Origin of the sequence: Croceibacterium salegens (genome assembly GCF_009827435.1) — a bacterium.
Taxonomy (GTDB): Bacteria; Pseudomonadota; Alphaproteobacteria; order Sphingomonadales; family Sphingomonadaceae; genus Croceibacterium_B; species Croceibacterium_B salegens.
Map to the genome: position 1 here is coordinate 1 of NZ_WTYM01000063.1, position 8,373 is coordinate 8,373.

The following is an 8,373-nucleotide window of genomic DNA, read 5'->3' on the forward strand; positions in this document are numbered from 1 at the left end:
TACATCCGGAACACGCCGAACTTCGGCTGTTCGGGGATCGGGGCTTCAAGCGTCGCGGAAAGGGCGAGGCCGAGGACGTCGCGGGTCTGGACCGGGTCGATCACGCCGTCGTCCCACAGGCGGGCGGTGGCGTAGTAGGGATTGCCCTCGCTCTCGTACTTGTCGCGGATCGGGGCCTTGAAGGCCTCCTCTTCCTCCTTGCTCCGCTTGTCGGCGTCGCGGTGGACGGTGGCGAGGACGCTGGCGGCCTGTTCGCCGCCCATCACGCTGATCCGCGCATTGGGCCAGGTGAACAGGAAGCGCGGGCCATAGGCGCGGCCGCACATGCCGTAGTTGCCGGCCCCGAAGCTGCCGCCGATGACCACGGTGATCTTGGGCACCTGAGCGGTGGCGACCGCGGTGACCAGCTTGGCGCCGTGCTTGGCGATGCCTTCGGCCTCGTATTTGCCGCCGACCATGAAGCCCGAGATGTTCTGCAGGAACAGCAGCGGGATGCCGCGCTGGCAGGCGAGCTCGATGAAGTGCGCGCCCTTCACCGCGCTTTCCGAGAACAGCACGCCGTTGTTGGCGAGGATCGCCACCGGCATGCCCCAGATGTGGGCGAAGCCGCAGACCAGCGTGGAGCCGTAGTGCGCCTTGAACTCGTGGAACTCGCTGCCGTCGACCAGCCGGGCGATGACCTCGTGCACGTCGTAGGGTGCGCGGACATCCTCGGGAATGATCGAATAGAGGTCTTCGGCGTCGAACTTCGGCGGGCGCGATTCCTTGAGGTCGAGGCTCGCGCCCTCGTTCGCGCCGAGATGGCTGACGATATCGCGCACGATGGTCAGCGCATGCTCGTCGTTCTCGGCGAGGTGGTCGACCACGCCCGATTTCTTCGCATGAAGGTCGCCGCCGCCGAGGTCCTCGGCGCTGATTTCTTCGCCCGTCGCGGCCTTCACCAGCGGCGGGCCGGCGAGGAAGATCGTGCCCTGGTCGCGCACGATCACGCTCTCGTCGCTCATCGCCGGGACGTAGGCGCCGCCCGCGGTGCATGAGCCCATCACGCAGGCAATCTGCGGGATGCGCTCGGCGCTCATCTGCGCCTGGTTGTAGAAGATCCGCCCGAAGTGCTCGCGATCGGGAAAGACCTCGGCCTGGTAGGGCAGGTTCGCCCCGCCGCTGTCGACGAGGTAGATGCACGGCAGGCGGTTCTCGCGGGCGATCTCCTGTGCGCGCAGATGCTTCTTGACCGTCATCGGGTAGTAGCTGCCGCCCTTCACGGTCGCATCGTTGGCGGCGATCATCACCTGCCGGCCCGAGACGCGGCCGATCCCGGCGATGATCGAGGCGCCCGAGACGTCGCCTTCGTACATGCCGTTGGCGGCAAGCTGGCCGATCTCGAGGAACGGGCTGCCGGGATCGAGCAGCCGCTCGATCCGCTCGCGCGGCAGCAGCTTGCCGCGGCTGGTGTGCCGCTCGCGCGCCTTCTCGCTCCCGCCAAGCGCGGCCTCGGCGACCTTGGCCCGAAGTTCCTCGGCGAGCGCGCGGTTATGCGCCGCGCGCGCCTGCGCGTCGGGGCTGGCGAGGTCGATCTTGCTGTCGAGTGTCGGTGCGCTCATCCGGCCAGCAGCTCACGGCCGATCAGCATGCGGCGGATCTCGTTGGTGCCCGCGCCGATGTCGAGCAGCTTGGCATCGCGCATGAAGCGTTCAACCGGCCAGTCCCTCGTATAGCCCGCGCCGCCTAGTGCCTGCACCGCTTCGAGCGCGACCTTTACTGCGCTTTCGCTCGCCAGCAGGATCGCGCCTGCGGCATCGAAGCGTGTGGTCCTGCCCGCATCGCAGGCGCGCGCGACAGCGTAGACGTAGGTCCGCGCGGAGTTCAGCGCTACGTACATGTCTGCCACCTTCGCCTGCATCAGCTGGAAGCTGCCGATCGGCTGGCCAAACTGCTTGCGCTCGCGCAGGTAGGGGATAACCACGTCAAGGCAGGCCTGCATAATTCCCAGCTGGATCCCCGCCAGCACGGTACGCTCGTAGTCGAGGCCCGACATCAATACGCCCACTCCACCGTTGAGTGGGCCCATCACGTTCTCCTCGGGCACCTCGCACTCGTCGAACACCAGCTCCGCCGTAGGCGAACCGCGCATGCCGACCTTGTCGATCTTTTGCCCGATCGAGAAGCCCGGCATACCTTTCTCGATGAGAAAGGTTGTGATCCCGCGCGAACCCTCTCCGGTCTTGGCATAAACCACTAGCACTTCGGCATGGGCGGCGTTGGTGATCCAGAACTTGGTGCCATTGAGCACATAGCGATCGCCGCGCTTGTCTGCGCGCAGCTTCATCGAGACGACGTCTGACCCGGCGCCGACCTCGGACATGGCGAGCGAGCCGACGTGTTCGCCCGAGATCAGCCGGGGCAGGAACCTGGCCTTCTGCTCGGCACTAGCCCAACGGCGAATCTGGTTGATGCACAGGTTCGAATGCGCGCCGTAACTGAGGCCGACCGCAGCCGAAGCGCGGGCGACTTCTTCCTGTGCCAACACGTGCTCGAGATAGCCCAGGCCAAGGCCACCGAATTCCTCCTCCACTGTGATGCCGTGCAGTCCCAGCGCACCCATCGCCGGCCACAGTTCATGGCGCGGGAACCAGTCCTCGGTATCGATTTGCACTGCCAACGGGGCGATCTGCTCGTCGGCGAATCGTGCAGTGGCGTTGCGGATCATCAACGCATCTTCGCCAAGGCCGAAATCGAAATCGGGGGTCGCGCGCAAGGGTATTTTCCTCTTTGCCCGAACTGGGCGAAGGACGCATACTGTTCGTACGTAGAATAGACGAATTGAAAGTGTTTCGATCTAGATATAGAAAAAAACTATGATCAAACGCTCGCACATTCGCCAATTCCTTGCGCTTGTCGATGAAGGCAGCTTCACTCGCGCGGCGCAACGCTTACGGGTGACGCAGCCGACGATCTCAGCCGGAATCGCCGATCTCGAACGCCTGCTTGGCGCGCGCCTGTTCCAGCGCGACAAGGGGGGGGTTCACGTGACTGAGCGTGGCGGTGCATTCCTGCCCCAGGCGCGCGATCTGGAAGCGCGGTTTCGGCAGGCCGAAGCGTTTGGCGAAGACCGACCCACTTCACGCGCCCAGTTGCGGGTTGGTGTGATCGGAACGGTCTCCACCGACATGCTCGGGGGGGTGGCGCAGATGCTCGCCAATGGCTGGGAGTGCGAATTCGTCGAGAACACCGACTACGAACTCCGCGCCGCGTTGAATGTTGGGCGCATTGATCTTGCGTTGACCGTGCTGCGCCCCGATGACGATGAAGGGCGAGACAGCTGGCAGGTACTCCACGAGCCCTATGTAATGATGGCGTGTGAGAACCACCGGCTGGCGGGCTGTCGCGATGTGCCGCCGGGCGACCTCGCCGCAGAAGCGATGATCGCCCGAAGGTCGTGCGAGGCGCTACGGCAGACCAGCCGCTTCTTCATCCGCCACGGCGTTCGTCCGCGGTTCGCCTTCAGAAGCGCTAACGATGCCTATTGCCTGCAATTGGTTGCAGCCGGATTAGGCATTACTACAGCGCCGATATCGCTGATCCGGTCGGGAATGGAGGTGATTGACGTGACTGGTTATGACCTTACCCGGCGGCTGGGCATCCTAATCAGCCCTAATGCGTCGGACTCTGAACTTCTGCGCTCAGTTTTGCAGCAAGAACTGGAGACATTGTCAGTGCTGGCAAATGTGGCGCAATAAGACTTTTCCGACATTACTAGGTCGCAGTCTCAGGCGATATTTCTCCACATATTCCGACACTGCGCTCGCGCGAGTGCGGGAAGGCGGGCGGTTCAGCTGGACGATAACGCGGATGATGCACCGCTTTTCCGACCACGGCCCAATTGAACGCGCCATGTAGGTGCCTCGGCTCGGTTGAATAGCCCTAAGCTGTGCCGCCCAGACTGCCATCGCAGTCAATTGCGTCGGGTTGCCGGTGTAGTCAGGCTATGGGACGACTGAGGTGAAAAATATTGTCGATTTCGGTCCTACCAAGGCCTTGCATCCAGCCGCACGATCCTCTTGACGCGACCATCCGGACAACGGTCGGTCAAGATCCAGCGCCAGTTGAGCATCTGAAATTTCACGAACTGGCTGAAACTGTCGACCTGGTCGTCGTACTTGCCTTGCGGGAACGCTCTAAGTTCGAACCTGAAATCAGCCAGCCAGGAAGCATCAGCAGGAAGGACGAAATGCCCGGCCTCGACCTCGGCGAGGCATCCGTTGAAGCGCTCCTCCTTGCTGGAGACGGGCTGGATCATGATCGGCCAGGGATCGCCTTTGGACCTGAGGTCCTGGTAGATGGCAAAACCACTACCTGCCTTCTCCATGATCATCTTGTCAGCGCGGTAGCGCTTCCGCAGGTCCACGACCGCGCGGCGGAGGTCCGGGAAGTCTAACCGCTTGCGGAACACATCAAGCAAGTACCAGCGCTTTTCCTCCCGGTGGAAGCCCCAGGTCGTGCAGACCGTCCAGTCACTGGTGGGTGCCGCCGTCATTCCGGTATCCCAGCTCTGCACGACCTTGAGGAACTCGTGGCGAGGCGGGGCCTCTTCGTAGGTCCCGAACCACTCGAGCCGGATCATGTTGCCTTCGGCAGTGACCGGCTCCTGCTGGTACTGCGCCGAGAACACGACCGGCCCCAGATCGCGCCTGAGTTGGTCGAGTGTCTCCCGGTTCTCGCGGGCAGGATTGAGCAGGTCGCCAACAAGGCGATGATGGCTCAATCCTTGCCTGGTTGGGATGTGCTCTTCCTTTTCGGCGATTGCGGGTAGGTTGAGGTGAGCGTACCCCTTCTCCAGCATGTAGGCGGGCAGGTCGTCCTCGTGCAGGCGTTGCTGGATCGAGATGATCTTGCCCGTTGCCTTGTCGTTGAGACGGCTCAGCAGCGTGTTGTCCAACCAGTCGCGCAGGTTTTGCCGCTCCAGCGCGCTCTTTGCCTCGTCGGCTTTCATGCAGTCGTCGACGATGATGTAGTCGGCGCCAAAGCCGGTGATTGACCCGCCCACGGACACCGCCTTGCGAACACCGCCGGCGGTGGTCTCGAGTTCGAGCGCCCTGTTGCCGCGATCACTGATCCGGGTCCGCGGGAAGTCCTTCTTGTACCAATCGCTTTCCATGACCGTACGGGTCAGGTTCGAGTGATGGCGAGCGAGGTCCTGGCTGTAGCTTGCCACCATGATCTTAGCCTTTGGATCGTGGCCGAGCACCCAGGCGACGAACGCTACTGACGCCGTTACTGATTTGAGGTGCCTTGGCGGAACGGTGACGACTAGTCGTCTCTCGTTTCCGCGACGGACCTCGCACAGCGCGTGGCAAATGGCCTGCAGGTACCAGGCCATTTCCAGGGGCGGGTCGCCTGGATGTAGTGTCTCGAAGACTTTCATCAGGAAGAGCGGAAGGTGCTGGCGGCGGGCAGCCGTCAGCGCGTTGGGATCGAGTTTCATGGCTGTACCTCCTGGCCGGAGGCAAACATGGCCTGAAGTTCGCTGAGCACCGCGAGGTCGGTTGCAGTCAGATCTCCATCATGTCCGCTTTCCGTCGTATCGTGCAGCGCCTCGGGCACTGCATTTGCGTAGAGCTTGATAAGCTCGGCCAGGGCGCGGGGATTGCCCTTCATCGCCTGCTCGACGGTCTTCTGTAGGACGGCCTCGATGCGGCTGATCTTCTTCGTCCCAGAGGGAGTGCGGACTGTGACTTTCTTGGTGAGTGTCTCGCGCACGATGGAATTCAAGCCCTTGGCGGCCTTGGGGCGACCCTTGGGGTTTCCCGATTGACCCGGCTTGAACTGCGAATGGTGCGGTGGCTTACAATATCCCACGTCGTACTCGGTCTCTGCAGCGGCAGGTGCGATCTCCTGATCGCCGGGCGCTGGCACAGCTTCCAGGGCAGACGAGTCTCCACCACCTGAAAGTGGACGGGTACGAGTTCGAACGCGCTGCAGCGGGTTGTCTTCGTCTGATTGAGTGTCACGATTGGTGCGTTTGATGGCCATGGAATGTCTCCTGGATATTGAATGCAAATGAGCCCGGCGCGCCAAAGCAGCGCACCAGGCTCACTCGGTTAGTCGAGGTCGGTTTCCCGCTCGGTCAAGTCCTCTGGGGCGGGCGGGGCGAGCTCGAAAGCATCCGACCGCTCGGTCGCCACCTCGGCGAACGCCTGGCCGGTCGTCTCGAGCGTTGCCTCGAGGCCCGTCATCCGTTGCCAGCGGCGTATTGCCACGTCGACGTAGCCGGGAGCGATCTCGATTCCGTACCCGCGCCGCTTCGTGCGTTCTGCCGCGAGGATAGTGGTGCCCGATCCCATGAAGGCGTCGAGCACGATCTCGCCTGCTTTTGAAACGTCGCGGATCGCATCGGCGACAAGGGCCACGGGCTTGACCGTTGGGTGATCAGCGAGATCGTCCATCCGGCTCTTGCTGAAGGTGTTGACCCCGGCATAGTCCCAGACGTTCGTTCGATACCGGCCATGTTTACCCAGTTCGACGTTGTTCGTGTGCGGCGCGGTTCCCTTCTTGGCGATGAAAACCAGCTCATGCTTGGAACGATAGAGTGACCCCATGCCGCCGTTGGTCTTGTTCCAGGCACACAGATTGATGAGCGCCAGGTCGTTTGCCTCGATCGCCGCGAGCATTTCACCCATGTGGCGCCAGTCCATGCACAGGTCGAGTACTGCCCCGTCCATCAGGTGCGCGGTCATCCTCCCGATGAAGTCGGTCAAGAAGACCGTGAACTCGGCCTTGCTCATCTCGCCCGAGGCCATCGCGAACTCGGCGTGGCTGACTTTTCCCAGGCCGCAGACATGTCCGGTGACTGGCACGTTGTATGGAGGGTCGGTGAAGGCCATTGCGGCCTGCTCACCGCCAAGTAGCAAGGTCCAACAATTGGCATCGAGGCTCGAGCCGCACAGTAGGCGGTGTTGACCGAGGAGCCAGAGGTCGCCCTTCCGCGACACCGGAACGCGAGGGACCTCAAGCTGCTCGTCGGCCGGGTCGCTCGACGAGGAAGGCTCGTCCATTTCGTCGAGCACCAGGTCGATCTCGGCCGTCTCCCAGCCAAGGGCCTCGACCGAGATCTCCTCGATCTCGATGATCGCGGCGAACTCTATCGCGAGAGCCTCGCGGTCCCAGGTCGCGTGTTCGGCAAGCCGGTTGTCAGCCAGGCGGAAGGCGCGCACCTGTGCTGCGCTCCAGTGGTGGGCAACGATGACCGGAACCGACTTGAGGCCGAGACGCCTCGCAGCAGCAATTCGTGCTTCGCCGGCTATCAGGGTGCCATGTTCGTCGACCAGGACGGGAATGGCGAAGCCGAACTGTGATATCGAGGCAGCGAGCTTTACCAGCTGCTTCTCGGGATGTTTGCGAGGGTTGTTCGCGTAAGCGGTGAGCTCGTCGATTGACCGATACTCGATTGGCCCGAGCCGTTGGTCGATCGGGGCAAGCTGGTTTGCGAGGACAGAGTGGCCTCGAGTAGATCCAGTTTTGGTCATGGAAATCGTCTTTCCTGCTTGGCCAGCAGGGAGACGGAACAGGGCGATGCTTGCAGCAGGTAAGCAGACAACCACCATCCTGCCCCGCGCTTTGCGTGGCCGGTTGAAGTTGCCTCCGACGCTGCTGCTGTGCGCCGAGGCGCGGTGCATATCTGCCTAAGAGGTGCACGTAATGTCGGGGCGCAAACGCCCGGCGTCAAGTGCCTGCGCGCAAACGATATTCGTTGCCACTTAATGACGATCGCTGATGTCGATTCGAGTTTCCCTGATAGTGCGGAGAAGATTCCCTGTTTTTGTTTTAGGGAAATTCAGACGGAAATTGGCGGAATTCCGTGAGTTTTTGAAGTACTGGGCGGATCGAAAAGGCCCGCTTTTTCGTGAATTCCCTGTAGATTCCCGTGAATCAGGGAAATGCAGGTGGAGAGCAGTTCGCAGCTGACTGCATCCTCCGCCATTTTGTCTGTAATATCAGATATTTGACCCGCGGAACGCGCCGAAACGGCGCATTCCGGCGCGTTTCTGCGCGCGACCTGGTACCCCGGAGAGCGTGACGCGAAGGAGAATCCGGCGCAATTCGCCGGAATTCTCTGCGGCCCACTTGGCAGGTACCCTCCTGAAATATCGGGAGACCAAACGAGGGGCATGAACGAGAAGCGGCGCCGAAGCGCCGCGCGGGACGTCGGAAAGGTCCCGGTCAGGCGATGTGCAGGACCCGCCGCTGCCGCGACCACTCGATCGGCAGGTCGTGCAAGCCCATCAGCGCCTTGCCGGTCATCGACGGCGGGACCCTGCCGGCGATGATCGCCTCGATGATCTCGGGGGCAAGGAAGCTGAGGCGCATGACGCGGGT

At 62.4% G+C, this 8,373-nt stretch carries 6 protein-coding genes; 1 reads left to right on the forward strand and 5 read right to left on the reverse strand.

The window, feature by feature from the left end; all coding sequences use genetic code 11:
- A partial coding sequence (locus GRI89_RS17485) for a carboxyl transferase domain-containing protein (RefSeq protein ID WP_159798341.1) occupies positions 1-1,601 on the reverse strand: 1,601 nt, incomplete at its 3' end.
- The gene (locus GRI89_RS17490; protein WP_159798430.1) at positions 1,598-2,707 is read right to left on the reverse strand and encodes an acyl-CoA dehydrogenase family protein; all 1,110 of its coding nucleotides are present in this window, start codon (positions 2,705-2,707) and stop codon (positions 1,598-1,600) included. The genes GRI89_RS17485 and GRI89_RS17490, both read right to left, overlap by 4 nt.
- A 148-nt stretch (positions 2,708-2,855) precedes the next feature.
- Here GRI89_RS17490 and GRI89_RS17495 point away from each other — a divergent pair, with 148 nt between their 5' ends.
- On the forward strand, positions 2,856-3,737 hold the full coding sequence (locus GRI89_RS17495) for a LysR family transcriptional regulator (RefSeq protein ID WP_159798343.1): 882 nt from the start codon (positions 2,856-2,858) through the stop codon (positions 3,735-3,737).
- A gap of 287 nt (positions 3,738-4,024) precedes the next feature.
- Here GRI89_RS17495 and terL read toward each other — a convergent pair whose 3' ends face one another.
- From terL to GRI89_RS17510, 3 genes are all read right to left on the reverse strand, one after another.
- Positions 4,025-5,482, reverse strand: a complete 1,458-nt coding sequence (terL, locus tag GRI89_RS17500; RefSeq protein WP_159798345.1) for a phage terminase large subunit — start codon at positions 5,480-5,482, stop codon at positions 4,025-4,027.
- Positions 5,479-6,030 carry a DUF5681 domain-containing protein gene (locus GRI89_RS17505; protein WP_159798348.1) on the reverse strand — a complete coding sequence of 184 codons (552 nt, stop codon included), beginning with the start codon at positions 6,028-6,030 and terminating at the stop codon, positions 5,479-5,481. Before GRI89_RS17505 ends, terL begins: the two co-directional genes overlap by 4 nt.
- A 68-nt stretch (positions 6,031-6,098) precedes the next feature.
- Positions 6,099-7,673 carry a site-specific DNA-methyltransferase gene (locus GRI89_RS17510; RefSeq protein ID WP_235913547.1) on the reverse strand — a complete coding sequence of 525 codons (1,575 nt, stop codon included), beginning with the start codon at positions 7,671-7,673 and terminating at the stop codon, positions 6,099-6,101.
- Positions 7,674-8,373 lie beyond the last annotated feature (700 nt).